Source organism: Streptomyces sp. NPDC005803 (assembly GCF_040630435.1).
Taxonomy (GTDB): domain Bacteria; phylum Actinomycetota; class Actinomycetes; order Streptomycetales; family Streptomycetaceae; genus Streptomyces.
This window is the reverse complement of sequence record NZ_JBEXXO010000033.1, coordinates 59,592-84,574: the sequence shown is the minus strand read 5'-3', so window position 1 is coordinate 84,574 and position 24,983 is coordinate 59,592. Positions and strand designations below refer to the sequence as shown.

Annotated in this window: 23 protein-coding genes and 1 pseudogene; 9 read left to right on the top strand and 15 right to left on the bottom strand. The window is 73.2% G+C overall.

Annotation, left to right across the window (positions count from 1 at the left end; all coding sequences use genetic code 11):
* Positions 1-232: 232 nt before the first annotated feature.
* On the bottom strand, positions 233-754 hold the full coding sequence (locus ABZ454_RS33775) for an EF-hand domain-containing protein (RefSeq protein WP_356319887.1): 522 nt from the start codon (positions 752-754) through the stop codon (positions 233-235).
* Between the two features lie 82 nt (positions 755-836).
* The gene (locus ABZ454_RS33770; protein WP_356319956.1) at positions 837-1,205 is read right to left on the bottom strand and encodes an STAS domain-containing protein; all 369 of its coding nucleotides are present in this window, start codon (positions 1,203-1,205) and stop codon (positions 837-839) included.
* 400 nt (positions 1,206-1,605) lie between these two features.
* On the opposite strand from ABZ454_RS33770, the gene ABZ454_RS33765 reads away from it, so the two are divergent.
* Positions 1,606-2,223: a sigma-70 family RNA polymerase sigma factor gene (locus ABZ454_RS33765; protein ID WP_356319888.1), complete on the top strand. Its 618-nt coding sequence runs from the start codon at positions 1,606-1,608 to the stop codon at positions 2,221-2,223.
* A complete protein-coding gene (locus ABZ454_RS33760) occupies positions 2,220-3,521 on the top strand; it encodes a maleylpyruvate isomerase N-terminal domain-containing protein (RefSeq protein ID WP_356319889.1) in 1,302 nt (433 codons plus the stop codon). The genes ABZ454_RS33765 and ABZ454_RS33760 overlap by 4 nt, the downstream gene beginning before the upstream one ends.
* Positions 3,522-3,528: 7 nt before the next feature.
* Here the strand turns inward: ABZ454_RS33760 and purU are convergent, their stop codons facing one another.
* Entirely contained in the window at positions 3,529-4,410 is an 882-nt protein-coding gene (purU, locus tag ABZ454_RS33755; protein WP_359543382.1) for a formyltetrahydrofolate deformylase, read from the bottom strand.
* 28 nt (positions 4,411-4,438) lie between these two features.
* Positions 4,439-4,885, bottom strand: coding sequence for a hypothetical protein (locus ABZ454_RS33750; RefSeq protein ID WP_356319958.1), 447 nt, complete (start codon positions 4,883-4,885; stop codon positions 4,439-4,441).
* A gap of 174 nt (positions 4,886-5,059) precedes the next feature.
* Between ABZ454_RS33750 and ABZ454_RS33745 the strand changes: the two genes are divergently transcribed.
* Positions 5,060-6,340 carry an ABC transporter substrate-binding protein gene (locus tag ABZ454_RS33745; protein WP_359543381.1) on the top strand — a complete coding sequence of 427 codons (1,281 nt, stop codon included), beginning with the start codon at positions 5,060-5,062 and terminating at the stop codon, positions 6,338-6,340.
* 30 nt (positions 6,341-6,370) lie between these two features.
* On the opposite strand, the gene ABZ454_RS33740 is transcribed toward ABZ454_RS33745, so the two are convergent.
* Positions 6,371-7,846 (bottom strand): hypothetical protein, encoded by a 1,476-nt coding sequence (locus ABZ454_RS33740; RefSeq protein ID WP_359543380.1) that lies wholly within the window; start codon positions 7,844-7,846, stop codon positions 6,371-6,373.
* Between the two features lie 199 nt (positions 7,847-8,045).
* Positions 8,046-9,428: a transcriptional regulator gene (locus ABZ454_RS33735; protein ID WP_359543379.1), complete on the bottom strand. Its 1,383-nt coding sequence runs from the start codon at positions 9,426-9,428 to the stop codon at positions 8,046-8,048.
* A 322-nt stretch (positions 9,429-9,750) separates the two neighbouring features.
* Between ABZ454_RS33735 and ABZ454_RS33730 the strand changes: the two genes are divergently transcribed.
* The 3 genes from ABZ454_RS33730 to ABZ454_RS33720 are packed head-to-tail and all read left to right on the top strand — an operon-like array spanning position 9,751 to position 12,939.
* Positions 9,751-10,407, top strand: coding sequence for a bifunctional DNA primase/polymerase (locus ABZ454_RS33730; RefSeq protein WP_359543387.1), 657 nt, complete (start codon positions 9,751-9,753; stop codon positions 10,405-10,407).
* Between the two features lie 52 nt (positions 10,408-10,459).
* Positions 10,460-11,290 carry an ABC transporter ATP-binding protein gene (locus ABZ454_RS33725; RefSeq protein WP_359543378.1) on the top strand — a complete coding sequence of 277 codons (831 nt, stop codon included), beginning with the start codon at positions 10,460-10,462 and terminating at the stop codon, positions 11,288-11,290.
* On the top strand, positions 11,287-12,939 hold the full coding sequence (locus tag ABZ454_RS33720; protein WP_359543377.1) for a transporter: 1,653 nt from the start codon (positions 11,287-11,289) through the stop codon (positions 12,937-12,939). Before ABZ454_RS33725 ends, ABZ454_RS33720 begins: the two co-directional genes overlap by 4 nt.
* Positions 12,940-13,024: 85 nt before the next feature.
* Here ABZ454_RS33720 and ABZ454_RS33715 read toward each other — a convergent pair whose 3' ends face one another.
* On the bottom strand, positions 13,025-13,918 hold the full coding sequence (locus ABZ454_RS33715) for an alpha/beta hydrolase (RefSeq protein WP_359543376.1): 894 nt from the start codon (positions 13,916-13,918) through the stop codon (positions 13,025-13,027).
* A gap of 762 nt (positions 13,919-14,680) precedes the next feature.
* Positions 14,681-15,373, bottom strand: coding sequence for a metal-dependent transcriptional regulator (locus tag ABZ454_RS33710; protein WP_356319897.1), 693 nt, complete (start codon positions 15,371-15,373; stop codon positions 14,681-14,683).
* Between the two features lie 208 nt (positions 15,374-15,581).
* On the opposite strand from ABZ454_RS33710, the gene ABZ454_RS33705 reads away from it, so the two are divergent.
* Positions 15,582-16,337: an SIS domain-containing protein gene (locus ABZ454_RS33705; RefSeq protein WP_356319898.1), complete on the top strand. Its 756-nt coding sequence runs from the start codon at positions 15,582-15,584 to the stop codon at positions 16,335-16,337.
* 61 nt (positions 16,338-16,398) lie between these two features.
* Here ABZ454_RS33705 and ABZ454_RS33700 read toward each other — a convergent pair whose 3' ends face one another.
* A complete protein-coding gene (locus ABZ454_RS33700) occupies positions 16,399-17,796 on the bottom strand; it encodes a PAS domain-containing protein (protein WP_359543375.1) in 1,398 nt (465 codons plus the stop codon).
* A 370-nt stretch (positions 17,797-18,166) separates the two neighbouring features.
* Positions 18,167-18,811, bottom strand: a complete 645-nt coding sequence (gene pdxH / locus ABZ454_RS33695) for a pyridoxamine 5'-phosphate oxidase (RefSeq protein WP_359543386.1) — start codon at positions 18,809-18,811, stop codon at positions 18,167-18,169.
* 222 nt (positions 18,812-19,033) lie between these two features.
* On the opposite strand from pdxH, the gene ABZ454_RS33690 reads away from it, so the two are divergent.
* Entirely contained in the window at positions 19,034-20,143 is a 1,110-nt protein-coding gene (locus tag ABZ454_RS33690; protein WP_356319900.1) for a citrate synthase 2, read from the top strand.
* Between the two features lie 141 nt (positions 20,144-20,284).
* On the opposite strand, the pseudogene ABZ454_RS33685 reads toward ABZ454_RS33690, so the two are convergent.
* Together ABZ454_RS33685 and ABZ454_RS33680 are read right to left on the bottom strand one after the other, a co-directional pair.
* Positions 20,285-20,464 (bottom strand): annotated as a pseudogene (locus ABZ454_RS33685) (DUF397 domain-containing protein); the annotation flags it as partial.
* Positions 20,465-20,474: 10 nt separating this feature from the next.
* Positions 20,475-21,017 carry a GNAT family N-acetyltransferase gene (locus ABZ454_RS33680; protein WP_359543374.1) on the bottom strand — a complete coding sequence of 181 codons (543 nt, stop codon included), beginning with the start codon at positions 21,015-21,017 and terminating at the stop codon, positions 20,475-20,477.
* Between the two features lie 273 nt (positions 21,018-21,290).
* Between ABZ454_RS33680 and ABZ454_RS33675 the strand changes: the two genes are divergently transcribed.
* Positions 21,291-21,857 (top strand): hypothetical protein, encoded by a 567-nt coding sequence (locus ABZ454_RS33675; RefSeq protein WP_359543373.1) that lies wholly within the window; start codon positions 21,291-21,293, stop codon positions 21,855-21,857.
* A 42-nt stretch (positions 21,858-21,899) separates the two neighbouring features.
* Here the strand turns inward: ABZ454_RS33675 and ABZ454_RS33670 are convergent, their stop codons facing one another.
* Genes ABZ454_RS33670 through ABZ454_RS33660 form a run of 3 tightly spaced genes read right to left on the bottom strand, consistent with a single transcriptional unit; the run spans position 21,900 to position 24,771 of the window.
* Positions 21,900-22,478, bottom strand: a complete 579-nt coding sequence (locus ABZ454_RS33670; protein ID WP_356319903.1) for a TetR/AcrR family transcriptional regulator — start codon at positions 22,476-22,478, stop codon at positions 21,900-21,902.
* Positions 22,466-23,200: an enoyl-CoA hydratase family protein gene (locus ABZ454_RS33665; protein WP_359543372.1), complete on the bottom strand. Its 735-nt coding sequence runs from the start codon at positions 23,198-23,200 to the stop codon at positions 22,466-22,468. The genes ABZ454_RS33670 and ABZ454_RS33665 overlap by 13 nt, the downstream gene beginning before the upstream one ends.
* Entirely contained in the window at positions 23,197-24,771 is a 1,575-nt protein-coding gene (locus ABZ454_RS33660) for a 4-coumarate--CoA ligase family protein (RefSeq protein ID WP_359543385.1), read from the bottom strand. The genes ABZ454_RS33665 and ABZ454_RS33660 overlap by 4 nt, the downstream gene beginning before the upstream one ends.
* Positions 24,772-24,983: the final 212 nt, after the last annotated feature.

The window sequence follows — 24,983 nt, the reverse complement described above, 5'->3', positions numbered from 1 at the left end:
CCCGCAGAAAATGGCGTACGACCCGGGCCCCCATGCGTGACCGGGTGCACACGCCATTTTTGAGGAGTCTGCCCGGAGGGCCCCCACCCCCACCCACCGGGTAATCCGCGCCGCCCCGCGGGGCAACCCGCACACAAGCCCGTCCGGCGATTGAGGACGGAACCCCGCACCACGGAACCCCGCACCCCGCACCCCGCAGGGGCCCCGCACCCACACCGCCGCCCGCCCAGGGCTACGCGTCGGGCTCGATCACCGTGAAGTAGCCGGCGAACGCCGCCACCGCGTCGGCCTCCGCGATCCGCCCGTCGCGGTCCGCGTCCAGGCTCTGCGCCGCGAACGCCGCCGCGTCCGGGCTCGCGCCCAGGACCCGCAGGGCCCGCTCGACCGCCGACACCGTGGCGGTGCCGCCGTCGTCCTGGTCGGCCACCGCGATGGCCGCCCGCAGGAAGGGGCGGGCGATCTCCGCGAAGCGCTCGGGGTTGTCGCGGAGGCGTTTCACCGCGCCGCCCACGAACTCCTCGCGGGTGACGCGCTGGTCCCCGTCCACGTCGGCGATGCCCGCCATGCCCTGCCAGAACGCCTCGGCCCCGCTGTAGAGTGCCTGGCCCTTGTCGCAGCGGGCCGTCGTACCGAATTCGGTGAGCAGACGGGCCGCGGCGGCGTTGAAATCCGCGCGATCGATGTATCCGTTGCCGTCCTGGTCGAAGGCGGCGAAGCGGAAGGCGATCTTGCGCTCATACTCTGCGCTGTCCATGCGGGGAGCGTACGACGCCCGCGGACGTCACGGGTCACTTATGCGCGTCGCCGGTGTGACGACCCGGTACGCGGACGGCGTCTCAGGCCGAGAGGGGCCGCGCTTCCTCGTCGACGGCCGAGTCCCGGTCGGGGTAGACGTCGAACAGCCGGCGCACGCCGAGCGCGGCGAGCACCCGGTTGACGTGTGAGCCCTCCTCGGCGCCCCGGGCGGGCAGGATCAGCCGCAGGCGGCCTCCGCAGGAACGCATGAGACGGCGGGAAGCGATGAGGACGCCCACCCCGCTGGAGTCGCAGAAGAAGACCCCGGAGAGGTCGAGGACGACGTCGTGACGGCCGACGGCGACCGCGTTGTGCACGGACTGACGGACGACGGGTGAGGTCACCAGGTCCAGTTCGCCGTCCATGTGCAGGACGGTCCACGCGCCCTGCTCGCTCTCGGCCACTTTCAGCGGCTTCCCGGAAGGGTCCTGGACCAGCCATGGGGCGTGGGTGGTCGCCGCCGCAGGCGTATTTCCAGGAGGGCAAGGTGTGCTCACGCGACTCGGCCTCTCGTTCCGGGGGCGCCGGACGCTTCCGGTGATCCGGAAGTTTCCGTTCCTCCTCGCGGCTGCCCCGGCACACGCCCGGTGAAACACCGCGTCGTCCAGGAACGGCCAGAACGATCTCGGGCAGAAATGATCGCTTCGGGTCCGATTCCGACGCTGCGGGGTGCCGCATTGTCCACCATCCAGGGCCATCACGGGGACGTACTTGCTGTAAAGGGGCATGCTCGGTCAGCCTTGCCGACTACATTCGGTGGGACGAGGGGTACAGGGCGAGAGGCCCTGACGGGACAGGGCAGGGGGTCGCATGGCCAAAAACGCACCACCCCGCTGGGACCGCACGATGCAGCAGAGGCTGGCGCGCGGCGAGGCGGCAGCCCTCGGCGAGCTCTACGACCGGTTCGCCTCCCTCGTGCACAGTCAGGCCAACCGGATGCTCGACGACGAGAGCGCCGCGGACCTCGTCACCCGCGAGGTCTTCGGCTACGTGTGGGAGAACCCCGACGCCTACGACCCCCGGCAGGGCTCGATGCGTGCCTGGGTCGCCCGGCTCACCCACCGCGAGTCCGTGCGGCGGCTGCGCGGGACGGCCGCCTCGCGGCCGGGCGACGCGTACGCCGCCCACGGCGGACCCGAGGAGGACGGCGCGCCCGCCGCCGACCCGGCCGGCCTGGAGGAACGGGTGCGGCTGGCCACCGCCGCTGCCCGCGCCGACTACATCGTCGCGTCCATGCCCGCCCCGCTGCGGGCCGCGCTGGAGCTCGCGTACATCCAGCGCCGCGACTACCGGCAGACCGCGACCGACCTCGGCGTCACCGAGGACGAGGCGCGCCGCCGGCTGCGGCTCGGGCTGCAACTGCTGTCCACCGCGCACACCCGGCCGCTGGAGGGCTCCTCGCCGCCCGGATACGGACGGCCGCTGTGACCGGCGACGAGGACGGAAGGGACGACGACGGGCGGGGCGTCCGGCGCATACCGGGCCCACGGGCGGCCGGGGACGACCTCGACCCGAGCGGGTTCGTCCTGCCGGCCCCGCCACCCGCGCCTCCGGAACCGGACCGGCCCGACGGGGGCCCGCCCGGTGCGCCCGCCCTGGTCCTCCCGCACCGCGTCCTGAAGGCCCTGCTCGGCGCCTGGGCGCTGGCCGCGTGCTCGGCCGAGGAGACCGAGGCCGTCGAGGCGCACCTCACGGAGTGCGCCCCCTGCGCGGACGAGGCCCTGCGGCTGCGCGACGCGGTCGGCCTGCTGCACACCGACCGCAGTCTGGACCTGGATCCGATGCTCCGGGGCCGGGTGATGGACAACTGCCTGAGCCGCCGGCCGGCCAGGATCCCGGTTCCGGAGTGGGCCGCCCCGTACGACGCGGAGACGGCCCGGCTCGACGCGCTGCTGCGCGACATCGGCGACGCCGAGTGGCACGCCCCGGTACGGCTGAAGTGGTTCGAGCACGAGCGCCGGGTGAACCGCAAGACGACGGTGGCGGGTGTCATCGGTCATCTGATGACCGTCGACGGACTGGTCAGCACGGCGCTGGGGCTCGACGACCCGCTCGCCGGGACCGCCCCGGACAGCCCGCGCGGGGGCTCGGCGCCGCCGCTCGCGCCCACCCCGCGCACCGAGAGGTACTGGTCGGCCGCCCGGCGTCCGCCGACCCGCAGCGTCCGCGAACCGTGGCGTGACCAGAGCCACACCCTCATCCGCACCGTGTCCTTCGCGGGGCGCGGCGTCTCGGAGCTCTCCGTCTCGTACGGCGACTTCGCCCTGCCGCTGCAGGACGCCCTGCTGGACCGCGCCTTCGAGTGCTGGGTGCACGCCGGCGACATCGCGGACGCGGTGGACTACCCGTACGAGGCGCCGTCCGCGGCCCATCTGCACCGGATGATCGACCTGGCGGCGCGGCTCCTGCCGGCCGCCCTGGCCGTGCGGCGCCGGGCGGGGCTCGCCGGTCCGGCCCGCCGGCTGGTCACGGCCGGGTCCCCGGGGCGTTCGCTCCATCTGGAGGTCGAGGGCTCGGGCGGCGGCAACTGGTACATCGCGCTGGACTCCCCCGCCGCCCTCGGCTCCCCCGACCACACGGTGGCGCAGGTCGCACTGGACGGCGTGGAGTTCTGTCAGCTGGTGGCGGGACACGTACCGCCCGTGGAGGCGGCGGCCGGACAGCGCGGGGACCGCGAAGCGATCCGGGACGTGCTCTTCGCGGCGGCCTCGCTCAGCAGGCTCTGACCCACCGCTACGCGAAGACCACCGTACGGCGGCCGTTCAGCAGGATGCGCCGCTCGGCGTGCCACTTCACCGCGCGCGCCAGCGCCTGGCACTCCACGTCGCGCCCGATGGCGACGAGCTGGTCCGGCGTCACGCCGTGGCCCACCCGCTCGACCTCCTGCTCGATGATCGGGCCCTCGTCGAGGTCGGCGGTGACGTAGTGCGCCGTCGCGCCGATCAGCTTCACTCCGCGGGCGTGCGCCTGGTGGTAGGGCTTGGCGCCCTTGAAGCTCGGCAGGAACGAGTGGTGGATGTTGATGATCCGGCCGCTGAGCTGCTTGCACAGGTCGTCCGAGAGGACCTGCATGTAGCGGGCCAGGACGACCAGCTCCACGTTCTCCTCGCGGACCAGCTCCAGCAGCCGCGCCTCCGCGTCCGCCTTGTTCTCCCTGGTCACGGGGATGTGGCGGAAGGGAACGTCGTACGAGGCGACCAGCTCGGCGAAGTCGGTGTGGTTGGAGACGACCGCCGCGATCTCGACCGGCAGGGCCCCGATCCGGGAACGGAACAGCAGGTCGTTGAGGCAGTGGCCGAACTTGCTGACCATCAGCACGACCCGCATCCGGTCCGAGGAGCGGTGGATCTGCCAGTCCATCCGGAAGGAGTCGCCGATGGCCGCGAAGCTGGCCCGCAGCTTGTCCTGTGTCACCGGGCTGTCCGCCGAGAAGTGGACGCGCATGAAGAACAGGCCCGTGTCGTGGTCCCCGAACTGCTGGCTGTCCTCGATGTTGCAGCCGGTCATGAAGAGATAGCTCGACACGGCGTGCACAATGCCCTGTTTGTCGGGGCACGAAAGGGTGAGGACGTACTGCTCGGGGGCGGTTTCGGCAGGCTGCGGCGACGCGGTCATCCCCGTAGCGTGCCACACCGTCCGCGGTTCAGGCCGTCCTGGTCATGATGCGGAGCACGTCCAGCGAGCGCGGCGGGACGTCCGGGTCCTCGGCGTCGTTCGTGGCGAGCAGCACATGGGCCTCGCGGGCGGCCCGGACGGCCTCGGGCCAGCCGTGGTGCTCCAGATAGGCGGAGACGGGGGCGTCCGCGCCGACCTGGTGCATGATGCGCAGCACGCGCAGCACGGCGACGTCGACGAGGGCGGCCTCGCCGGAGTCCCGGAAGACCGTGCCGACGTACTTCTCGGCGGACCAGTTGTCCAGCCAGGTGTCCTCGACCAGGCGGTACACGGCGTCGGTGACGTCGCCGTATCCCTCCCGGCCGGACAGCCAGCACTCGTGGTGGAAGACGGGGTCGGAGAGCATGTGCAGCGCCGAGCGCACATTGCTGCGCCAGCGCCACCACGGAACGTCGTTGAGCGGCATGCCGCCCATGGTGGAGGAGCGACGGCCGCGACGGGAAGAGTTCTCGGAACCTTGCTGCACGGTTGTCGATCGTACGTTCCCTTTCCGGCTTTCCGTACGGGCCCCTGCAATTCACCTGGGCGTCACCGTGCGTTGAACGGGGCACACTGCTGCGTTACCCGGGGGCGGGAAGGGTCTGTGCCCATGACCGGACGGCGACGCCCCACCTCCTCCCGCCCCTCCAGGTTGCTCACCGGTGCGGTGGCGGCAGGGGCTTTGCTGATGACCGGCTGCGGCGCGCTCCCTGGGGCCTCGGGGGACTCCAGGGAGCCCGTCACCGTCGTGACCTGGGCGCCCAGCGGCGCCACCGGAGCGGACGCCACCAACATGGCGGGCATGACCGCGATGGCGCAGACGTACGCCCGCTGGACCAACGGCGAGGGCGGGATCGACGGACACCGGCTGCGCGTGATCACCTGCGACGAGCAGGACACGTCGATCGGCGCGGGCAACTGCGCCCGCCGGGCCGTCAAGGAGAAGGCCGTCGCGGTCCTCGGCTCGTACAGCCGGCACGGGCGGGCGTTCATGGCGCCCCTCGAAGTCGCCGGAATCCCGTACATCGGCGGCTACGGCGCCTCCGATGAGGAGTTCCGGAGCTACATGTCCTACCCCGTCACCGGCGGCCAGTCGGCACTCCTGGCGGGCAACGCGAAGCAGCTGGCCGCCACCTGCGACCAGGTCTCCCTGGTGCGTCCCGACACCACGGGCGGCGACAGCCAGGCGTGGCTCCTCAACACCGGCCTCACCGAGGCCCGCCGGCCCGCGCCCGTCGACGTCCGGGCCGCCGAGGAGGCCACGTCGTACGACGAGGCGGCCGGGCGGGCCCTGGACGGCGCGGGCACCCACGGCGGCTGTGTGACGGCCGTGCTCGGCGACCGCACGGAGACGTTCTTCGACTCCTTCAGACGGCTGGAGCCGACCGGCGGGTCGGTGCGGATCTCCTCGGTCCTCGGCAGCATCGGGCAGCCGCTCATCGACCGCACCGGCGGCCGCGAGAGCCCGTTCGAGGGCGCGTACGTCACCGGCTGGTACCCGGCCCCCGGCGACGCCCGCTGGGATCAGATGCGCCGGGTGATCAGCCAGCACGCCTTCGGCGACAACCGCATCGACCCGAACGACACGGGCGTGCAGACGACGTGGATCGCCTACACCGCGCTGAGGTCGATCGTCGAGTCGCTGAACGAGGCGGACATCACGTCCCGGAAGGTCACCAAGGCCCTCAACGCCGGCGCCCGGGTGGACACCGGCGGCCTCACGCCGACCCTGCGCTGGCGGTACGAGGACATGATCGGCTCGTCCTCCTACCCGCGCATCGTGAACGGCAAGGTGACGTTCCAGGTCGTGCGCGACGGCCGGCTGATCGCCGACAGGAAGGGCTTCGTCGATGTGACGAAGACCCTGTCGGACGCCAGCGCGACCGGCTGAGACCCGGCCCCGGGGCCCGCGGGGCCGCACTCAGAGTGCGGTGGCCTCACGCTTCGTCAGGCCGTACTTCGCCGCGATGGCGTTCCACAGCTTGGACGCCTCCCGCTTGGCCTTGCTCGCCTCGCCGCTCTGCACGTTGGCCTCCTGGAAGTGCGAGGTCGTACGGGCCTTGCCGTGCTTGCAGACCTTCTTGCTCTTGGCCTGCACCGCCCAGGCGGCGTAGTGGTCGTCCGCCGAGGCGGAGGCCTGCCACGCCTTGGTGAGCGAGGACGTCAACTCTCCGTTGTCCGGCAGCTTGTCAACCGAAAGCCCCGTCAGCCGGGTCACCAGATCGCGCCGCTGCTGGGCGGCGCCCTTGAGGTCGGCGGCCGCCTTGTCCAGGTCGGTGCAGGTCTTGGTCTTCTCCACCGCGCCGATGACCGCGGCGCGGCTGTTGTTGCTGTCCGCGAGCAGCTTGTCGAGCGCCTCGGCCTGCGGCTTCGCCGGGTCCGCCGCCGCACCGGCGGAGGACGGGGCGGCGGGCGAACTCGCTCCGGGCACGGGCTGCTTGCCCTCGTCGCCCTTGTCGTCGCCGCCGCTCATCAGGGCGCCGGCGCCGAGCCCGATCACGGCGCAGCCGACGACGACCGCGGCGATCAGCGGAACGTGCGCGGACCTCTTCCGCCGCCCGTCCTGCCCGCCCTGCGGCAGCCCTTCCTCGGGCCCCGGGTACGCGGGCGCCTGCTGGTACGCCTGAGGGGGCGGCCCGCCCTGGTACTGCTGCGGCCCGCCCTGGTGCTGCTGGTGTCGCTGCTGCGCGGGGTCGAACCGGGGCATCTGCTGGGTGGCGCCCGCGGGTTCGTCGCTGCGGAAGAGGTTGTCGAACTCGGCGGGCGGCTGCCGCTCACCGGGCGCCCCGGGCCGGATGCCGTACGGGGCTCCGCCGGGCACCGGCGGTATGTACTGGGTCGCGTCGGCGTCCTGGCCGCCCTGCCCGGGCGGCGGCGCGGCGTGACCGCCGGACTGCTGGTACGCCTGCTGCCGGCCGTGGCCCAGGAACTGCGTCGACTCCGCGGGGCGTTCCGGCGGCAGGCCTCCCGGCAGGGGCCCGCCGGGCACCGGCGCGATGTACTGCGTGGCGTCCACGTCGCCGCCGGCCCCCGCCTCGGGCGGCAGCGGCTGGGCGTACGGGGACTGCGGCTGCGCGGGCGGAACCTGGCCGTAGCCCGGGTCCTGCTGCTGCCCGTACGGCGCCTGCTGCCCGTACGGGCCCTGCTGCCCGCCCTGCCCGTACGCACCCTGCCCGTACGCGCCCCGGTCCTGGTGCTGCGCGTGCTGGGCCTGGTCGGGGTGCTGCGCGTGCGGGCCCCAGGACTGCCCCCACGGCTGGCCGCCGGCCGGGGCCGCCTGGTCCGCCGGACCCCCCGGCGTCCAGGGCTCGCCGCCACCCGCGGGCAGCACGACGCCCTCGTGTGCGGGTCGTACAGCAGGGAGCTGCTGCTCGTCACCCTGTCCGCTCTGTGTCACCGGGACTCCTACGTGTGAACTCAGGGAATCGTCGGCTCACGCTATCGGGTGGTTGCCGCCGTTCGCCAAGCGCGTGTTCGGACTCACCACCCCTTCACACGGAGCTGTAACGCCCGGCGCCCTCGCGACGCAGTTCAGGGGGCGTCCGCGCGCCACCGCCCCGGCCGGCGGGTGGAGCGGGCCCCGGCACCGCCTCCCCTCACGCCGCCTGGAGCTCCAGGCGGGCGCCGAACTCCCGCACCGCGGGCTCGTCCCCGTACGGCACCAGACGCTGCTGGAGATCGTCCAGGTACTCCGCGCCCCGGCTGGAGCGCACCGTGCCCAGCAGCTCCATCGCGCGCGTCCCCGTCTGGCAGGCCTGCTCCACCTCGCGCAGCTGCACCTGGGCCGTGGCCAGCAGGGCCAGGCCGATGCCCCGGCGGCGGGTGCGGGATTCCGGGAGGCCGCCCAGGCACTCCTTCGCCCGGCGCGCGGCCGCCTCCGCCTGTCCGAGGTCACGGTGGCAGTGGGCCAGCTCGTCGGCCAGGTACGCGTGGTCGAAGTGGGTGATCCAGTCGGGGTCGTCACCGCTGTCCGGGTCGGCCTGCTCCAGCGCCGTCAGCGCCCGGCCCGCCACCGCCTGGCTGGTGCGGGCGTCCCCGAGCAGCGCGTGTCCGCGCGCCTCCGCCGCGTAGAACATCGCCTCCGCACGCGGGGTGACCCGTCCGCGCGCGCCCTCCTGCGCGGCCCTGGCCAGCTGGGCGATCTCCCGCGGATTGCCGAGCTGGGCCGCGAGGTGGCTCATCGAGGCGGCCAGCACATAGCCCCCGTAGGCCCGGTCGCCCGCCGCCTGGGCGAGACGCAGCGCCTGGATGTAGTAGCGCTGGGCGAGCCCCGGCTGGCCCGTGTCGACCGCCATGTAGCCGCCGAGCTCGGTGAGCCGCGCGACCGCGGCGAACAACTGCCGCCCGGTCGACTCGCGGTACGCCCCCGAGAGCAGCCCCGAGACCACGCTGTTCAGGTAGTGCACCAGGACCGGTCGTACGTGACCGCTGCCGAAGCGGTGGTCCAGGTCGACCAGCGCCGCCGTCGTCGCCCGCACCGCCTCCACGTCCGGCATCCCGACCCGGGCGCCCGCCACCCGCGCCACCTGCGGGTCCGCGCCGGTGATCAGCCAGTCCCGGCTGGGCTCGACGAGCGCGGACGACGCGACCGATGAGCCGGACAGGAAGTCCCGGCGGCCGACGTCGCTGCGCCACAGCTCGCAGACCTGCTCGATCGCCCCGGTCACCGTCGGGGCGAACTGCAGGCCGACGCCGGAGGCCAGGTTCTTGCCGTTGGCCATCCCGATCTCGTCGATCGTGACCGTGCGGCCGAGCTTGCGGCCGAGCGCCTCGGCGATGATCCCCGGCGCCCTGCCGCGTGGTTGCTGACCGCGCAGCCAGCGGGCCACGGAGGTCTTGTCGTACCGGAGGTCGAGCCCGCGCTCGGACCCGACCATGTTGACGCGGCGGGCGAGGCCCGCGTTGGAGCATCCGGCTTCCTGAATGAGCGCCTGGAGCCGTTCGTTCGGCTGACGTGCGACGAGAGGCTTGGCTGCCATGTTTCTCCCCCTGAGGCCGCAGTGATCGGTGAAGGGATCACTGCCCGACATATGCGTGAGAAATTCGCCGATTCATCGTGTTGGTCACTTTTGACGCGTCGCTGCCCTTTCCTCCCTTCGCGCACCCTAAGATGCCGAACGAACTGTGCCGGATCTCCGGTGTGTGGCTACCCGCCCCCGGCCACCGGCCCTCCCGCGCGCCCCCGCCCGTGCATCGATGCGCCCCGTATGCGGGAGCGTCGGGCCGTGACCGCGTACGCCCCGCCCGTAACCCCAGGTGGCGGCGGGAGTTGTGCTGGGCGTGGAAGAGCCCATCGGAGTCATGGAAGCCGTACAGATCCCCCCGCCGCGCGTCGAGCAGCTGCTCGACGCCGCGGTGCGGTACGCGGAGGAGCGGCACTGGGACGTGTGCCCCGGCACCTGGCTGGAGCCGGCCGACGGCACGGAACGGTGCTCGTGCGGCGTGTCCGGCTGCGAGGCGCCCGGCGCCCACCCGGCCCGCACCGACTGGGCGGGCCGGGCCACCGGCAGCGGCGCGGCGGCCCGCCGCATGTGGTCGCAGCAGCCGCGGGCCTCGATCCTGCTGCCGACCGGCCGCGGCTTCGACGCGATCGACGTGCCGGAGTCGGCGGGCTTCCTGGCGCTGGCCCGGATGGAGCGGATGAGCCTGCCGCTCGGGCCGGTCACGCGCACCCCCGACCGCCGGTTGCAGTTCTTCGTCCTGCCGGGCGCGGCCGCCAAGGCCGACGGGCTCGTCCGGAGGGCCGGCTGGGACGCCGCGGCCATCGGTCTGCGCGGCATCGGCGAGGGCCACTACATCGCCGCCCCGCCCACCCGCGTCGGCGGCGCCGGAGCGGTGCAGTGGGTCCGCGGCCCCTCCCCCGCCAACCGCTGGCTGCCCGAGGTGGAGGAGCTCATCAGCCCGCTCGCCTATGCCTGCGGGCGCACGGCCGCCGACGCACGGGGACGCCTTTCGTAGGCCGCCTTTCGTAGGGTGTCCTCAGGAACGGGGACTTCGAAGGGCGACGATCATGCCGGACCGGACAGGCACCGACGGGGCAGACCGGGCCGTCGAGCCCGACGTACCGCGGGCGGCGCCGCCCGCGGTACGGGTGGAGGGGCTGTGGAAGCGGTTCGGCGGCCACACGGCGGTCGCCGGCATCGATCTGGTGCTGCCGGCGGGCAAGTTCATCGGTCTGGTGGGGCCCAACGGCGCCGGCAAGACCACCACGCTGTCCATGGTCACCGGCCTGCTCCGCCCCGATCTGGGGCGGATCGAGATCGGCGGCCGCGACGTCTGGCGCGACCCGGTCGAGGTGAAGTCCCGCATCGGCGTCCTGCCGGAGGGCCTGCGGCTCTTCGAGCGCCTCTCGGGACGGGAACTCCTCGCCTACATCGGCAGGTTGCGCGGCCTGCCCGGGGACGAGGTGGACAGCAGGGCCACCCAGCTGCTGGACGTCCTGGACCTGGCGGGCGCCCAGCACAAACTGGTCATCGACTACTCGACGGGCATGCGGAAGAAGATCGGCCTCGCCGCCGCGCTGCTGCACAATCCCGAAGTGCTCTTCCTCGACGAACCGTTCGAGGGCGTCGACCCCGTGTCGGCGCAGACCATCCGCGGGGTGCTGGAGCGCTACACCGGCTCGGGGGCGACCGTCGTCTTCTCCAGCCATGTGATGGAACTCGTCGAGTCCCTCTGCGACTGGGTGGCCGTCATGGCGGCGGGCACCATCCGCGCCCAGGGCACCCTCGACCAGGTCCGCGGTGACTCGGCCTCCCTGCAGAACGCCTTCCTGGAGCTCGTCGGCGCGGGCGACCGCGACAACGGCGCCGCCCTGGACTGGCTCGGCGGTGCCCGATGAGCGTGCTCGACGCCCCGGCTGACGCCGGCCCCCGGCCGAGCGGCCCGGCGGGCGGCACGGCCCTGATCCCCGTTCTCGTACGCCTCAAGCTCGCCCTGCTCCGCAACGGGCTGCGGCAGTCGGCCGGCCGGCGGGCCGTCTACATCGCCTCGGTCGCCGCCACGCTGCTGATCGCCCTCGGCCAGCTGGCCGGGCTGATCGCGCTGCGCGGCCACGCCCACGTGGGCTCCCTCGTCGTGCTGCTGGCCGCGGTGCTGGCGCTCGGCTGGGCGGTGATGCCGCTGTTCTTCGCCGCCGGGGACGAGACCCTCGACCCGAGCCGCCTCGTGATGCTGCCGCTGCGGCCCCGCCCCCTGATCACCGCGCTCCTGGTCTCCTCGCTCGTCGGCATCGGTCCGCTGTTCACGCTCTGTCTGGCGGCCGGTTCGGTGACCGCGCTGGCCCACGGGGCGGGCGGGGTGGTGTGCGCCGTCCTGGCGGCCCCGCTGACCCTGCTGGTCTGCGTCGCGCTGGCCCGGGCCGTCGCCACGGCCAACACCCGGCTGCTGACCTCCCGCAAGGGCCGCGATCTCGCGGTGCTCAGCGGGCTCGTGATCGCGGTCGGGGTCCAGGCCGTCAACTTCGGCGTGCAGCGGCTGGGCCGGGCGGGCGGCCTCTCCGCCCTCGACCCGGTGGCGGACGCGGTGCGCTGGCTGCCGCCCGCCTCCGCGATCGGCTCCGTGGACTCCGCGTCCCAGGGGGCGTACGGGCGGGCCGCCGTCCAACTGCTCCTCTCCGCGGCCGCCCTGGCCCTGCTGGTGGCGTGGTGGCGGCGCAGCCTGGAGAAGCTGATGACGGCCCCGGACGGCTCGACGCTCTCCGCCGCCGAACCGACCCGCGCGAAGTCCGGCAGCGGCGGCTCCGGTCTCTGGGCGCTGCTCCCCGAGGGACGCACCGGCACGGTGATGCGGCGCAGCCTGCGGTACGTCGCACGGGACCCGAAGACCAAGGCGGCCTGGGTGACGGCGCTGGCGATCGGGCTGATCGTGCCGCTGCTCAACGCGCTGCAGGGCACGGGGTCGGTGTACTTCGCGTGCTTCGGCGCCGGGATGCTCGGCATCCAGATGTACAACCAGTTCGGGCAGGACACCTCCGCGTTCTGGATGGTGGCGCTGACGATCTCCTCGACCCGTGACGCGTACCTAGAACTACGGGGCAGGGCGCTGGCGTTGCTGCTGATCACCCTCCCGTACACGGTCCTGGTGACGGTTCTGACGGCGGCGGTCCTCGGGGACTGGGCGGCGCTGCCGGGGGTCATGGGGCTGTCGTTCGCCCTGCTGGGCGCCATGCTGGCGACGGGTGCGGTGGCCTCGGCGAACTTCCCGTACTCGGTCCCGCAGGACGGTGCGTTCAAGAACGTGGCGCCCGGGCAGGCCGGGCTCGCCTGGATCTCGATCTTCGGCGGCATGGTGTCGGCGGCGCTGCTGAGCGCCCCCGTGATCGGCCTGACGATCTGGCTGCATCTCGCCGGCGCGGAGAGCCTGCTGTGGCTCCTGGTGCCGGTGGGCGCCGCGTACGGGACGCTGGTCGCCTGGGGCGGGCTGCGGGTCGCCGCGCCCCGCACGGCGGACCGGCTGCCGGAGATCCTGACGGCGGTCAGCAAGGGCTGACGGGCCTGCGGGAGCCGAGGGGCCCGCATCCCTCGCGTGCCTGGACACCGGCCTTCCGGTCCTCGACGGCCATCGCTCCCGGCCGTTACGGAGCGACCGGCTCCCGGTCGTCCTGGGAGTCCTCGGCGAGCTGCTCCAGGAAGGGTTCGACCGCGGCGCGCCAGCCCTCGGGCTGGTCGTAGTGGACGAGGTGACCGGCGTCGGCCACCTCCGCGTACTGCCCGCGGGGCAGCACCCGGACCATCTCCTGGGCCTCCGCCCGGCCCAGCTGGCCGTCCAGGCCGCGGAGCACCAGGGTGGGGCACCTGACCTGTGCCAGCTCCTCCCAGTGCGCGTCGAAGACCCAGGTGGCGCGGGAGGTGAGCATCTGCCGGCGGGAGAAGACGGGCCGCCAGCCGTCGGCGCGCTCGGCCATCACCTCGGCGAAGAACTCACCGCGGGCCGGATTGGGACGCTCCACCCAGGGGTCGTCCTCGCCGAACCACTTCCGCACGTCGGCCAGGGTGGCGAACGGCACCGGCCAGGACGTGAACCAGTCCTCCCACTCCCGCTGCGAGGCCGCGCCGAGCGCGGAGGCGCGCATGTCGCAGATGACCAGGGCCCGGACGAGGTCGGGGCGCTTCGAGGCGAGTTGCCAGGCGGTGAGCGCTCCCATCGCATGTCCGACGAGGGTGACGGGGGCGAGGCCGAGCTGTTCGATCGCGGCCTCGGCGTCGGCCACGTAGGCCTCGCGGGTGTACGGGCCCCCGGCCGGCTTCTCGCTGCGGCCGTGTCCGCGCTGGTCGAGGCCGACCGCCCGGTGCCGCTCGGCGAGCCAGCGGGTGGTGGAGGCCCAGTGCGAGGCCCGGCCCATCAGTCCGTGGAGCAGTAAGATGCCCCCGGCGCCTTCGGCTTCCGCGCGCCCCTTGGGCGGGTCGGCGAACTCCCAGGCCGCGAGGCGTACGCCGTCGGCTCCGGTCACATCGATGCGCCGCACCATATGTCTGGCACCCCCTTCTGGTCCCTCGATCACCCTGTGGTCGCGTCGGCCAGACTATCGAACCTTTATTCGAAAACCGGGTTCCGGCGCGCAACACCGCTCGTTCGAGTGACCGCCTCCCAGGATTGACGTCGGCCACGGAGGGGAGATCTTCTCCGGGAGGCGGGCCACTCGGGGATGAGGGCTCGCGGGAACCGACCTCGAGAGCTCGGGGCTCCAGGTCGGAACAGGGGAGGACAGGCCCCGGCGCCTTGCGGCGCCGGGGCCATCCATCGTTCTCGGGCGGTCGGTCCGGAGGCGCGACGCGGCCGCCGGGGCGCACGTCACCGGCTCGCGCGCCGGGGCGACGCGCGGGACCGCGACGCCCCTCTCCCGGTGCGCAGGCCGCACATGCCCGTACGACGGGCGCATTCCCCGCTCCCCTCCCCGACCGCGCGGCCAGACGGCCGACGCTCCCAGGTATCCCTGCGCCACAGCCTGGCATGCGATCCGTCCGGGCGCTGCGATTCCGGACGGAAAAACGGAAAACGGACGTCAGCGACCGCTGATCGTCCGCTACCCGTACGGCGACGCCCGGCCGCGACCGGCGCGCGGCGTTCGGCGCGCGCCCCCGGCCGCCGTTTGGTCACCTCAGCGCGCTCGGCCTCTCCCGCGCCCGGCGCCACGTCCGGCACCGGGCCGCCCCGGCACCCGGCCGCTCTCAGCGCCCGGCCGCTCCGCGTGGGGCCGCCTTCGTCGGCCGCCCTGGTCGCCTGCCCGCTTTCAGCGCTTGGCCACGAAGACGTGCGATGCGACCTCCGCGTCCAGCTCCGCCGCCTCGCCGCTGCTGCCGACCAGCACCCCGCCGGGCGACTGCGTCACACTCACCACGGAACCGGGCTGCACGCCCGCCCGCCGCAGCGTGTACATCAGCTGGGCGTCCGTCTGGATCGGCTCACCGATCCGGCGGACCACCACCGTCTTGCCGTCGGCGCCCGGGTCGAGCTCCGACAGGCTGACCATGCCTTCGTCCAGGAACGGGTCGGCCTCGGCCTTCTCGCCCAGCTCCTCCAGGCCCGGGATGGGATTCCCGTACGGAGACTCCGTCGGGTGACGCAGCAGCTCCAGCACCCGCCGCTCCACGGCCTCGCTCATCACATGTTCCCAACGGCACGCCTCGGCGTGGACCTGCTCCCACTCCAGGCCGATCACGTCGACCAGCAGGCACTCGGCGAGCCGGTGCTTGCGCATCACGCGGGTCGCCAGCCGGCGCCCCTCCTCCGTCAGCTCCAGATGCCGGTCCCCCGCGACCTGCACCAAGCCGTCGCGCTCCATCCGCGCCACCGTCTGGCTGACGGTCGGACCGCTCTGGTCCAGCCGTTCAGCGATCCGGGCGCGCATGGGGACCACGCCTTCCTCTTCGAGTTCGAGGATGGTGCGGAGATACATCTCCGTCGTGTCGATCAGTCCGGACATTCGTGCCCCTCGATGCAGTCGTGCGCTGGCCCTCGCCCAATTCTGACGCATCGCGCCGACAACCGGGCCTCACCGTGCGAAGGAGCTGTGCGGAGGAGGCCCCCGGAACGGTCCGGGCGGTATTGACACGCCACTGGTCCAGACCGCAACGTGATCGGCGGTACGGACGCCCCCTGGACACCCCACCTCGCCGGAAAGGCCCTCCTCGATGAGCGAAAGCAAGCTGGCCGGTCAGTTCTTCGACGCAGCGATCGGCCTGCTGGAGCGCGTGCGCGACGAGGAGTCCGGCGCCATCGCGGCCGCCGGCGCCGCGCTCGCCGACACCGTCGTGGCCGGTGGCAGGCTCTTCGCCTTCGGTGCGGGACACTCCTCGCTGGCCGCCCAGGACGTCGTCTACCGCGCGGGCGGCCTCGCCCTCATGAACGTGCTGGCCGTCCCCGGCACCCTCGGCGTCGACGTCATGCCGGCGACCCTCGGCTCGGCGCTCGAACGGGTCGACGGCCTCGCCGGCGCGGTGCTCGACTCCAGCCCCGCGAAGGCGGGCGACGTCCTCGTGATCATCTCGCTCTCCGGGCGCAACGCGCTGCCGGTGGAGATGGCGATGAACGCACGCGCGCTGGGGCTGAAGGTCATCGGCGTCACCTCCGTCGCGTACGCGGAAGGCACCCGCTCCCGGCACAGCTCGGGCGGCTTCCTGCGGGACCACTGCGACATCGTGCTCGACAGCAAGATCTCCATCGGCGACGCGGAGCTGGACGTCGACGGCATCGAGGCCCCCTTCGCCCCCGCGTCGACGGTCGTCACCAGCGCGATCATGCAGGCGATGATGGCCGCCGCGGCGGAGCGGCTGCTGGAGCGGGGCGTGGAGCCGCCGCTGCTGCGGTCGGGCAACGTCGACGGGGGCCACGAGTGGAACGGGCGCGTGATGGCGCAGTACGCGGACCGGATCTTCTACCGCCACTGAGCGCTGTCCCGGGGCGGCGGGGCCGGCGGGTGAGCGCCCGCCCCCTGCGTCGGTTCCGTCCTCACCCGCCGGACGGGCCGGCACCGCCGCCCGGCGGCCTCACGTCGCCCCGGCCCTCGCGCACCACCTGAGACAGGTCCACCGACGCCGCCACGCGGTCCGCCACGCTCTCCGCGTACACCGCGTCCGCGCGCTCGAACGCGGCGCGGTGGGACGAGCGCAGGAACGTCACCACCCCCAGCGTCCGCCCCCGGCTCCGCAGGACCACGCACAGGGCGTGCACGGCGCCGGCCGGCCACCGGCGCTCCGTCGCCCACTCCTGCGCCGCCTCCGCCGGACCGGCCCCCGCCGAGGCCCGCACCGACCCGGTGCGGTCCAGCGCCTGCAGGGCCGGGTGCCCCGGCGCGTACCGCAGCGGGATGCCGCCCCCGGCCACGGGCAGGCACGGCCCCGGCGCGTCGGACGGTGTCCCCGCGGCGCGCACCAGCCGCTCGCCCGCCACCAGATCGACCAGCGCGTGGTCGGCGAAGCCCGCGAGCGCGTAGTCCAGCGACGACGTGGCCGCCTCCATCGGGTCCTCGCACTCGGCGGCCGACCGGGAGGCCCGGTACAGCTGCCCGGCCCGGAACCGGACCCGGTCCGCCTCCTGGGCCGCCAGCTTCGCCTCCGTCACGTCCTGGAAGAGCCAGCCGGCCCCGAGCGGCACCGGCTCCTCGGCGAGCGGCGAGGCCAGCCGCAGAAAGCCACTGCGCCAGCAGCGGCGGCGGTCACCGTCTCCGGTGCGCAGGGTCACCCACAGTTCGGCGGGGGCGGGCGGCGCGCCCTCGGCCAGGACGTGCTGGAGCGCGCCCTCCAGGTCCTCCACGCCCTGCGTGATCAGCTCGCCGAGCGGCCGCCCCAGCAGCGTCGTACGGCCGCCGCCCAGCGCGCGGGCCGCGTGCGCGTTGACGACGGTCGGCCGCAGGTCCACGTCCACGAGGACCACGCCCCACGACGCGTCCTCGAACAGCGCCTCGCTCAGCGCGATGGCCCGCTCCAGATCGATCTGCGCGTGGACCTCGCTGAAGGCGCAGTACACCCCGGCCGGTTTCCCGTCCGCACCGCGCACCCCGGCCGACTGGGTCCGCACGAGCACCCGGCCGCCGTCCTTGCGCAGCAGCGCGAACTCGTGCACCTGCCGCCCGGGCCCGTCCATGACGGCCATCAGCCGCCCCTGCACCTCGCCGGCGTCCGCCCGCCGCACCGCCCAGCCGGCGAACCCGGGCCGTCCGACGGCCTCCTCGGCGGACCAGCCGAGGATCCGCTCGGCCTCGCGGTTCCAGTGGGTGACCGTCCCGTCCGCGTCGAAGGCGCACAGCGCGGCGTCCATCCCGTCGAGGAGCGCCGCCAGCAGTTCCGCCCCAGGAATCGGGTCGGGGCCGAGCGCGTCGGTCGTTCCGCTGCTCGTGGAAGCACTCATCCCGGGACCCCCTGCAGGACGTGTCCGCCATTGCCGCACGTCAGACCATTGAACTCGAACGTGACGCAGCACACAGCGACTTCCCGGAAATCGACGACTTCGATAAATCGGTTGTGCGGGCGCCGGGGAGGTTCTTAAGGTGGCTGTACACGTTGAAAGGAGGTGATCCGAAAAGTGCAGTCTTATCGGATTCGTGAGGTGGCTGCGGGCTGACAGCCCGTCGTCGCACACTGTGCACCTCGGCAGGCTGTCTGCCGAAACCCAAGCAGTCACCGACCCGCAGGCTCGCCGGTAAGTCCGGCCGGCTCCTCCGCAAGGAGGGACCAGAGCCTGCGGGTTTCTGCGTGTCCGGGGCCCTGCCCGCGGCGCTCTACGGGCACAGCCGCTCGACGCGCCACGCCCCCTCGCCGTCCCCGTCCTGCGCCGTGCGGACGTACCGCAGCCGGTCGTGGAGCCGGTTCTCGTGGCCCTGCCAGAACTCGATGCTGTCGGGGACGACCCGGAAGCCGCCCCAGTGCGGCGGCGCCGGAACCTTCTCGCCCTCCGGGTAGCGGGCCGCGAGGTCCTCGTAGCGGCGGATCAGTTCCTCGCGGGAGCCGATCACCGCGGACTGGTCGCTGGCCCAGGCGCCCAGCTGGGAGCCGTGGGGGCGGGTACGGAAGTAGGCGACCGTCTCCTCGCGGGCGACGCGGGTCGCGGTGCCGGTGACGATGACCTGGCGGGCCAGCGGGTGCCAGGGGAAGAGCAGCGAGACGTACGCGTTGGCGGTCAGTTCGCGGCCCTTGCGGGAGTCGTAGTTGGTGAAGAAGACGAAGCCGCGCTCGTCGTACATCTTCAGCAGGACCGTGCGGGAGGACGGCCGGCCTTCGGGCGTGGCCGTGGACACCACCATGGCGTTCGGCTCGTGGAGCATGCCGCCGGCGGCGACCTGCCGGAACCAGTGGGCGAACTGCCGCATCGGGTCCGCGGCGAGCCCGTCCTCGGTGAAGGCCTCGGACCGGTACTGCTCGCGCATCGCGGCCGGATCGGTGGTGGAATCGGAGGAGGAGTCTGCGGTGGGCACGGGGTCATCCTGCCGCAGCGGCCGCGTCCGCCGGGCGAGGAGGTGCGCCGAGCGTCAGGGGTGCGACGGGGAAGTTGTGCCGGATGTCACGCTTCCCGGGCACGTCGGAACCCGCCAGTATCGTGGGTGGGCCCTGAGGCCCGCTCGCAGCCGCCGATCCGAGGGAGCCGCCTGATGTCCGACTTCGTACCCGGACTCGAAGGAGTCGTCGCGTTCGAAACGGAGATCGCCGAACCTGACAAGGAAGGCGGATCACTTCGTTACCGGGGCGTCGACATCGAGGATCTCGTCGGCCACGTGTCGTTCGGCAACGTGTGGGGGCTGCTGGTCGACGGGGCGTTCAGCCCGGGCCTGCCGCCTGCCGAGCCGTTCCCGATCCCGGTGCACTCCGGTGACATCCGGGTCGACGTCCAGTCCGCCCTGGCGATGCTGGCGCCCGTGTGGGGGCTGAAGCCGCTGCTGGACATCGACGAGGAGACCGCGCGCAACGACCTGGCGCGGGCCGCCGTCATGGCGCTGTCGTACGTCGCCCAGTCGGCGCGCGGGCAGGGACTGCCGATGGTGCCGCAGAGCGAGATCGACAAGGCCGGGTCGGTCGTGGAGCGGTTCATGATCCGCTGGCGCGGTGAGCCTGATCCGCGCCATGTGAAGGCCGTCGACGCGTACTGGACCTCGGCCGCCGAGCACGGCATGAACGCCTCGACGTTCACCGCCCGGGTCATCGCCTCCACCGGAGCCGACGTGGCCGCCGCGCTGTCCGGCGCGGTGGGGGCCATGTCGGGCCCGCTGCACGGCGGCGCTCCGTCCCGCGTCCTCGGCATGATCGAGGAGATCGAGCGGACCGGCGACGCCACCGCGTACGTGAAGAAGGCCCTGGACAAGGGTGAGCGCCTGATGGGCTTCGGCCACCGGGTCTACCGGGCCGAGGACCCCCGCGCACGCGTCCTGCGGCGCACGGCCCAGGAGTTGGGCGCACCGCGCTTCGAAGTGGCGCAGGCGCTGGAGAAGGCCGCGCTGGAGGAGCTGCACGCGCGGCGTCCGGACCGGGTGCTGGCGACCAACGTGGAGTTCTGGGCGGCGATCATGCTGGACTTCGCGGAGGTCCCGGCGCACATGTTCACGTCGATGTTCACGTGTGCGCGTACGGCGGGCTGGTCCGCGCACATCCTGGAGCAGAAGCGGACGGGACGCCTGGTGCGCCCGTCGGCGAAGTACGTCGGGCCGGGGACGCGGAGCCCACGGGAGATCGAGGGGTACGACCAGCTGGCGAACCTGGGCAACTGACGACATCCGCCGTGCGAGCAGGGGGACTCCACTGCTCGCACGGCAGTCGTTCAGGTGCGCGAGGCCGGGGATGAGACCGTCACGTGCACAACCCGCGCGACGACGCCTGACCCGTAGCCTGCGGCCGTCGCCCCGGGCTGCTCAGCGGCCCACGTGCGCGGCGAAGGCGGCCCAGGCGGCGGGCGCGAGCGCGAGGGCCGGGCCCTCGGGGTGCTTGGAGTCGCGGACGTGTACGGCGGCGGGGTGGGCGGCGACCTCGACGCATGCGCCGCCCTCGTCACCGCTGTAACTCGACTTCCGCCACTCGTAGGCGACCTCGACGCGTCGCGGGTCAGGGGCGGCTCAATCCCCACGTCTGCAGGACGTACGGGCGTCCCTTCTCCTCCCCCTCGATCAGCGGCACGTCGAGGAGACGGAAGCCCGCCTTCGTCGCCACCGCCACGCTGGACGCGTTCTCGGCCTCCAGCTCCAGGATCACCTGGTCCACGCCCAGTTCCTCGAAGGCGTACGCGGCCATCACTTTCACCGCCCGCGCGGCCAGACCCTGGCCCCGGTGCGCGGGGCCGACCACGTAACCGATCTCGGTGCCCTCGGGCGCACGCCGCAGCATCACCTCGCCGAGTGGTGCGCCGCCGTCGACGGTGATGGCGAGCAGGATGGTCGCGCCCTCCGCCCGCAGGCTCCGGGCCCGGTCCAGGCGGGTGCGGGCGGCCTCCTCGTCGAAGGGGGAGAGGATCGGCGTCCAGTACGCGATGTCGGGGTGGTCGAACAGCTCCGGCATCGCGGCCAGGTCCGCTTCGGTCCAGTCGCGCAGGACGAGGCCTTCCCCCGTCAGCTCGATCCGGTCGGGAAAGGACGACGTGGTGCTGCTCATGGTGAGGGGCCTCCCTGGCCTGTTCGGAACGAGGCAGGATAACCGGGGGCGGGCGCAGGCGCACGGAGGTTTCGCTGCCCTCTGGGCACAGCAGCGGATACCGTGCCACATGCCCCTTTACCACGCTTCTCCCCCTGAGGGACTCGTACGCGCATATACGCGCAATCCGCTGCCATCACGGCCATCTCTGCGCCACACTCTGGCTCCCTGACAGTGGCGGAGCGGACGGGGGGCCGGGTGGCAGGACCGGTCGCCCCGGGGAGAGGCGGGGGCATGGTGCTGAACGGACTCGGACAGCTGCGCAAGGGAGTGCGGAGGCGGGACGCGCTCCGGTACGGCGGGCTCGGGCTGCTCACCGTCGTGCTGGCTGCCTGCGGGGGCAAGAAGGACGGCGACGAGGCGGGGGGACCGGTCGCCGGGCCGGCCCGCCCGACGGTCGCCGGGGCCGCGGTGGAGGCCTTCGTACGCGGGGCGTGGAATCTCGGCTACGCCCCGCGGGGGCAGGCCAACGACGAGTACCGGCGGATCGAGTTCACCGGCCGCACCTGGAGCCTGGACGGGGGTGACCTGACCGGTTCCTTCGAACTTGCCGGGGACGCGCTTACCGTCCGGGTCGACGGCAGGACCTCGGACAACGTCTGGGCCGGCGCCGGCATGCCCTCCGCGGTCGGCGACAAGGCCTCGTTCACGCTCCGGTGGGGGCATGACGCGGAGTCCGGTCCCGTCGACCCCGGGTCGGCGGTGGACACCACGCCGTCCCCGTTGCCCGTCGTCTGGGACGGCACCACGCTCAGGATCCAGGCCGCGCACGGCCTGCTGATCACGGCGGTGCGCGCCTGACAGCGCGCGGCGAGGGCGGGAGCCGCCCTACCCCAGCGCGCCCTACCCCAGCGCGCCGTCCACCATCGCCGCCCACTGCGCCACGACCTTCCGCCGGCGGGCGGTGTCGTCGGTGAGGACGTTGGCGAGGCCCAGGCCGCGGGCCATGTCGAGGAGGCCCTGGACCGTCTCCCGTACGCCGGGGCGGGTCTCGTCGGCGTGCAGGAGGCCGACGGCGATGCGGTGGGTCTCGCGGCCCACGCGGGCCTCCAGCTCGGTGACGCGCGGGCGGAGCTGCTCCTCGTTGGAGGCGGCGACCCAGAGCTGGAGGGCCGCGCGGAAGAGCGGTCCCGTGTAGAGGTCGACGAGGGCGGCGACGACGGCGGCGCGGTCCTGGTCGGGGACCGCGCGCAGGGCGGCGGAGCGTTCCTCGGAGACGTACTCCACGGCCGCGGTGAACAGGTCCTCGCGGGTGGGGAAGTGGTGCTGCGCCGCACCGCGCGAGACGCCGGCGCGCAGGGCGACCGCGGAGACGGTGGAGCCCGCCCAGCCGTGTTCGGCGAGGCAGGCCACCGCTGCTTCGAGGAGCTTCTGCCGGGTCGCACGGCTGCGGTCCTGCTTGGGCGGTGTCACAGCAGCCATGCGGGGTCCCGTCGTTCCAGGAAGGCCGTCATCCCCTCCCGTGCCTCGGTGGAGGCGAAGAGTGCCGCGGAGCGGGCGATGAGGTCTTCGGCGTACTGGTCGAAAGTCTCCCGCACAGTAGCCGTGACCAGCTCCTTCGATGCGGCCAGCCCCTGGGGCGAGGCCCGGCGCAGTCCGTCGAGTACCGGTACGAGCGCCTTGTCCACGTCCTGGGCGGCGATGCTCACGAGGCCGGTCCTGGCGGCTTCGGCCGCGTCGAAGCGTTCGCCCGTGAGGTAGTAGCGGGCTGCGGCGCGGGGGTCCAGGCGGGGCAGCAGGGGCAGGGATATGACGGCGGGGGCGAGGCCCAGGCGGGACTCGGTGAGGGCGAAGGAGGAATCGGGGCCCGCGACCGAGATGTCGCAGGCCCCGAGCAGTCCGAGGCCGCCGGCCCGGACGTGGCCGGTGACGCGGGCGACGACGGGTTTGGGCAGAGTGACGATCCGTCGCATCAGGGCGACGAAGGCGTGCGGGTCGGCGGGCGCCTTCAGGTCGGCGCCCGCGCAGAACGTGGTGCCGGTGTGGGTGAGGACCACCGCCCGTACGGTGTCGTCCGCCGCGCAGGCGTCGAGGGCTTCGGACAGCCCGGCCACGAGCGGTGCGCTCAGGGCGTTGCGGTTGGCCGGGGAGTCGAGGGTGAGCGTGGTGATGCCCCGCTCGTGGGCGGGTGGGGCGAGGGTCATCGCTGCTTCTCCCTGTCGCGCAGTTCGCGGCGCAGGATCTTGCCGGAGACCGCGCGCGGTACGGCGTCGACGAACTCGACGCGGCGGATCTTCTTGTACGGGGCGACGCGCTCGGCGACGTACGCCATGACGTCCTCGGCGGTGAGGTCCGGGGCGGCCGGCTGACGTACGAGGAAGGCCTTGGGGATCTCGTTGCCGTCGGCGTCGTACACGCCGATGACGGCGGCGTCGGCGATCGACGCGTGGGTGAGCAGCAGCGCTTCGAGTTCGGCGGGTGCCACCTGGTAGCCCTTGTACTTGATGAGTTCCTTGACCCGGTCGACGACGAACAGCCAGCCGTCCGCGTCGACGCGTCCGACGTCGCCGGTGTGCACCCAGCCGTCTTCGTCGATCATGTCGGCGGTGGCTCCGGGGCGGCCGAGGTAGCCCTTCATCACCTGGGGGCCGCGGATGAGGATCTCGCCGTCCGTGTCGATGCCGAGGTCCTTCCCGGGGTCCTCGATGGACGCGATCCGCATCTCGGTGCTGGGCAGCAGCTTTCCGACGGCTCCGGGCGGCGGGTTCTCGATGTCGAGGGGCACGACGTGGGTGCCCGGCGAGAGCTCCGTCATCCCGTACGCCTGCCGGACGGGCGGCACGCCGAGGCGGGCGGAGCAGGCGGCGGCGAGTTCGGCGTCCAGGGGGGCGGCGGCGCTGACGATGTACTCGAGCGAGGACAGGTCGTAGTCGCCGACGGCCGGGTGCTTGGCGAGGGCCAGGACGATCGGCGGGGCCACGTACAGCCCGGTGATGCGGTGCTCCTGGATCACGCCGAGGAACTGGTCGAGGTCGAAGCGGGGCAGGACGACGACGGTGGCCCCGCAGCGCAGGGGGACGTTCATCAGGGCGGTCAGCCCGTAGATGTGGAAGAAGGGCAGGACGGCCAGGATGCTGTGGCCGGGCTCCATGGGGATGAAGGGGCGCAGCTGCTCCAGGTTGGTGCCGATGGAGCGGTGGGTGAGCATGACGCCCTTGGGTGCGCCGGTGGTCCCGGAGGAGTAGGGAAGGGCGGCGATGTCCTCGGGGCCGAACTCGATCTCGGGTTCGGGGGCGGTGGAGCCGAGCATGTCGAGCACGGAGGTGTGCCCTTCGGCCTGGTCGCAGACGAAGATCTCCTGGATCCCGCCGGCGAGTTCGGCCGCCCGGCGGGCGACGTCGAGGAACAGGGACACGGTGACGATCCAGCGGGCGGCGCTGTCCCGCACTTGCTTGGCGAACTCCTCGGCGGTGGCCAGGGGGTGCACGGTGGTGACCGAGGCTCCGGCGCGCGTAGCCCCGTAGAAGACGGCGGGATAGGCGATCGTGTTGGGACTGTGCAGGGCGAGGACGTCGCCCTTGCGCAGGCCTGCCTCGGCGAAGTGGGCGGCGATGCGGCGGTGGAAGGCGTCGAGCTGGGCGTAGGTGACGCTCATGCCGTTCGTGCCGTCGATCAGGGCGACGGTGTCGCCGAAGGCCGCGGCCCCGCCGAGGACCGTTTCGTGGATGGGTGTGTCGAGGGCCGGAACGTCTTCGTACTCGCTGTGGAACACCATGGCGGTTCCCTTCGACGCGGGTACGGCCTGCCCGGCGCCCCGCCCTGGGGCGCCGGCGCCGAGCGGCCGTTCGGTGGTGGAGAGGGTCGGCATCGCCTCGGACGGTCGGTGTCGTCCCTGCGGTCGGCATCGCCTCGGACGGTCAGCATCGCCTCTGCGGCGGGCCTCGGGAAGGCCCCGGACGGGCCTCGGACCGGTCCCCGCCGGCCCCC

Excerpts from the sequence above, each read along its gene's own strand:
- ABZ454_RS33750 (WP_356319958.1), bottom strand. The coding sequence starts at position 4,885 with ATGGGCGGCATGCCGCTCAACGACGTTCCGTGGTGGCGCTGGCGCAGC.
- ABZ454_RS33730 (WP_359543387.1), top strand. The coding sequence starts at position 9,751 with ATGGAAGCCGTACAGATCCCCCCGCCGCGCGTCGAGCAGCTGCTCGAC.
- ABZ454_RS33670 (WP_356319903.1), bottom strand. The coding sequence starts at position 22,478 with ATGGCTGCTGTGACACCGCCCAAGCAGGACCGCAGCCGTGCGACCCGG.
- ABZ454_RS33725 (WP_359543378.1), top strand. The coding sequence starts at position 10,460 with ATGCCGGACCGGACAGGCACCGACGGGGCAGACCGGGCCGTCGAGCCC.
- ABZ454_RS33775 (WP_356319887.1), bottom strand. The coding sequence starts at position 754 with ATGGACAGCGCAGAGTATGAGCGCAAGATCGCCTTCCGCTTCGCCGCC.
- ABZ454_RS33720 (WP_359543377.1), top strand. The coding sequence starts at position 11,287 with ATGAGCGTGCTCGACGCCCCGGCTGACGCCGGCCCCCGGCCGAGCGGC.
- pdxH (WP_359543386.1), bottom strand. The coding sequence starts at position 18,811 with ATGCGCGAGCAGTACCGGTCCGAGGCCTTCACCGAGGACGGGCTCGCC.
- ABZ454_RS33665 (WP_359543372.1), bottom strand. The coding sequence starts at position 23,200 with ATGACCCTCGCCCCACCCGCCCACGAGCGGGGCATCACCACGCTCACC.
- ABZ454_RS33710 (WP_356319897.1), bottom strand. The coding sequence starts at position 15,373 with ATGTCCGGACTGATCGACACGACGGAGATGTATCTCCGCACCATCCTC.
- ABZ454_RS33745 (WP_359543381.1), top strand. The coding sequence starts at position 5,060 with ATGACCGGACGGCGACGCCCCACCTCCTCCCGCCCCTCCAGGTTGCTC.
- ABZ454_RS33715 (WP_359543376.1), bottom strand. The coding sequence starts at position 13,918 with ATGGTGCGGCGCATCGATGTGACCGGAGCCGACGGCGTACGCCTCGCG.
- ABZ454_RS33765 (WP_356319888.1), top strand. The coding sequence starts at position 1,606 with ATGGCCAAAAACGCACCACCCCGCTGGGACCGCACGATGCAGCAGAGG.
- ABZ454_RS33690 (WP_356319900.1), top strand. The coding sequence starts at position 19,034 with ATGTCCGACTTCGTACCCGGACTCGAAGGAGTCGTCGCGTTCGAAACG.
- ABZ454_RS33675 (WP_359543373.1), top strand. The coding sequence starts at position 21,291 with ATGGTGCTGAACGGACTCGGACAGCTGCGCAAGGGAGTGCGGAGGCGG.
- ABZ454_RS33700 (WP_359543375.1), bottom strand. The coding sequence starts at position 17,796 with ATGAGTGCTTCCACGAGCAGCGGAACGACCGACGCGCTCGGCCCCGAC.
- ABZ454_RS33660 (WP_359543385.1), bottom strand. The coding sequence starts at position 24,771 with ATGGTGTTCCACAGCGAGTACGAAGACGTTCCGGCCCTCGACACACCC.
- purU (WP_359543382.1), bottom strand. The coding sequence starts at position 4,410 with ATGACCGCGTCGCCGCAGCCTGCCGAAACCGCCCCCGAGCAGTACGTC.
- ABZ454_RS33680 (WP_359543374.1), bottom strand. The coding sequence starts at position 21,017 with ATGAGCAGCACCACGTCGTCCTTTCCCGACCGGATCGAGCTGACGGGG.
- ABZ454_RS33735 (WP_359543379.1), bottom strand. The coding sequence starts at position 9,428 with ATGGCAGCCAAGCCTCTCGTCGCACGTCAGCCGAACGAACGGCTCCAG.
- ABZ454_RS33705 (WP_356319898.1), top strand. The coding sequence starts at position 15,582 with ATGAGCGAAAGCAAGCTGGCCGGTCAGTTCTTCGACGCAGCGATCGGC.